This is a genomic window from Bradyrhizobium sp. Unk1 (assembly GCF_059512345.1).
The window spans coordinates 1-1,878 of record NZ_JCAMOP010000157.1; the positions used below are offsets into that span (position 1 = coordinate 1).

The window sequence follows — 1,878 nt, forward strand, 5'->3', positions numbered from 1 at the left end:
GTGAGCCGCGGCTCCAAGGCGGGCGAGAAGCGGGAGAAGATATCGATAATCGTGAGCACCCGGAGCTTGCCACCATTTGCCAGCTGGTCATGAACAAAGTCCATCGCCCAGGTCTCGTTGGCGCGCGTCGCTGGCCTGCGGTCATCGCGCAGCTTGGCCTTGACCCTCCGCTTCGGCGATTTATTGCGCAATTGCAGGCCCAATTCGCGATAGATGCGACGGGTCTTGTTCTGGCCATGACGCCATCCCTCGCGGCGGAGCAGGACGTGGACGCGGCGATAGCCATAGCGAACGCGAACATGGCAGATCTCCTTGATCCGTGCTTCGAGGGCGGCCTGACCGGAGCGGCGAGATTTGTAGTGGTAGGTCGATCGATCGAACTCGAGGGCCTCACAAGCCTTGCGGATCGAGACCTGCCACTCACCACAAACCTCATCGACGAGCTTGCGCTTCCGACCAGGCCTCATAGCTAATGGGATGGTCTGCCCCGCCGAACCCGCGCATACTGCGCGGCGAGTTTTCGACCGAGAAAGGACCATAAAAATGTTGCGCAATAAGCCTCAGCCTGCCGCTGTCTTCGGCATCGATATCGGAAAGAATGTTTTCCATGTCGTAGCAACAGACGCACGCGGTAGAGTCATTCAAAAAGTAAAGCTCCGCCGCGACACACTTTTGCAGTTCTTCGACGCCGCGCAGCGTACGGCCGTCGCGATGGAGGCTTGCCCAGGCTCCCAATGGCTGGCGCGCAAGTTACAACAGCTCGGGCACGTGGTCCGAGTGATACCTGCGCAGTTCGTGAAGCCCTACGTGAAGTCCAACAAGAACGATATCATCGATGCGGAAGCGATCGCCGAGGCCGCCACCCGACCCGCGATGCGCTTTGTTGAGATCAAATCGGAAGCCCAGGTCGACATCCAGGCGCTGCACTGCATCCGAGATCAGAAGGTTGGCCTGCGAACTCAGCTCGTCTGCCAAATGCGGGCATTTTGCCTCGAATACGGGATCGCAATCCATCAGGGCATCGGCAAATTCAAAGCCGACTTTCCTCGCGTATTGACCGACGAGGGCAATGATCTGACGCCGATGATGAGGCACATGCTTCGTCGGCTGTTCGAGGACTTCGGACACATCGAACGCCGCATCGCCGAGATCACTCGTGAAATCGAGGCTTTGGCGGCGAGTGACGAACGAACGCGCCGGCTCATGACTGTTCCCGGGATAGGCCCACTGGTGGCGACGGCATTCGTCGCGAGCGCCGGCAATGCTAGTCAGTTCCGAAGGGCCAAGGACCTCGCCGCGTGGCTTGGGTTGGTCCCTCGCGAACACTCAACGGGTGGTAAGACGACCCTCCTCGGGATCAGCAAAAGAGGCAATCACTACCTCAGACGGCTGCTGATTCACGGCGCAAGGTCATGCGTCATGCATCTGAACCGTACTTCCGATCGCCTGGGTTCGTGGCTGACCGGCCTCGAAAAGCGCATGCATACCAACGAGGTCACCGTGGCCCTGGCTGCAAAGATTGCGCGGGTGGCCTGGGTCATCCTTACGCGGCCCGGCTCGACCTACGAGCGGCGCCTTCCCGCATTCCCGTAGGCCCGGGCAGCAGACTGCGAGGTTCGAGTCCTGATGACGAGACAGTTGATCGGCGCCGCGTAAGCCCTTCGCCGAAAACGGGCCAGTGCCCGATTAGCTATCTGGGAACGCGGCGTGCTGATCTCATCATGGCCTGGCTGCAACCGCAGCCCACTCGCGAGAGGCCGGATACATTTACGCAGACTGTCGAAGTCGGATCGCTCAAGAGCCTTGCACAGGCGGGGCAGACCATACATTTCGGCGGATCACGTCCTGCAGCATCTCCTTGTCGAGCGACAGATCGGC

1 protein-coding gene and 1 pseudogene are annotated in these 1,878 nt (G+C 60.1%); one reads left to right on the forward strand and one right to left on the reverse strand.

From position 1 onward, the window contains the following. Window positions 1-470 (reverse strand): annotated as a pseudogene (locus tag AC5ZFO_RS47830) (IS3 family transposase); the annotation flags it as partial. A gap of 73 nt (window positions 471-543) precedes the next feature. Here AC5ZFO_RS47830 and AC5ZFO_RS47835 point away from each other — a divergent pair. Further along, window positions 544-1,593 (forward strand): IS110 family RNA-guided transposase, encoded by a 1,050-nt coding sequence (locus tag AC5ZFO_RS47835; protein ID WP_496124245.1) that lies wholly within the window; start codon window positions 544-546, stop codon window positions 1,591-1,593. The last annotated feature ends 285 nt before the right edge of the window (window positions 1,594-1,878 follow it).

Bases quoted from the DNA above. Each gene is read 5' to 3' on its own strand.
- AC5ZFO_RS47835 (WP_496124245.1), top strand. From the start codon at position 544: ATGTTGCGCAATAAGCCTCAGCCTGCCGCTGTCTTCGGCATCGATATC.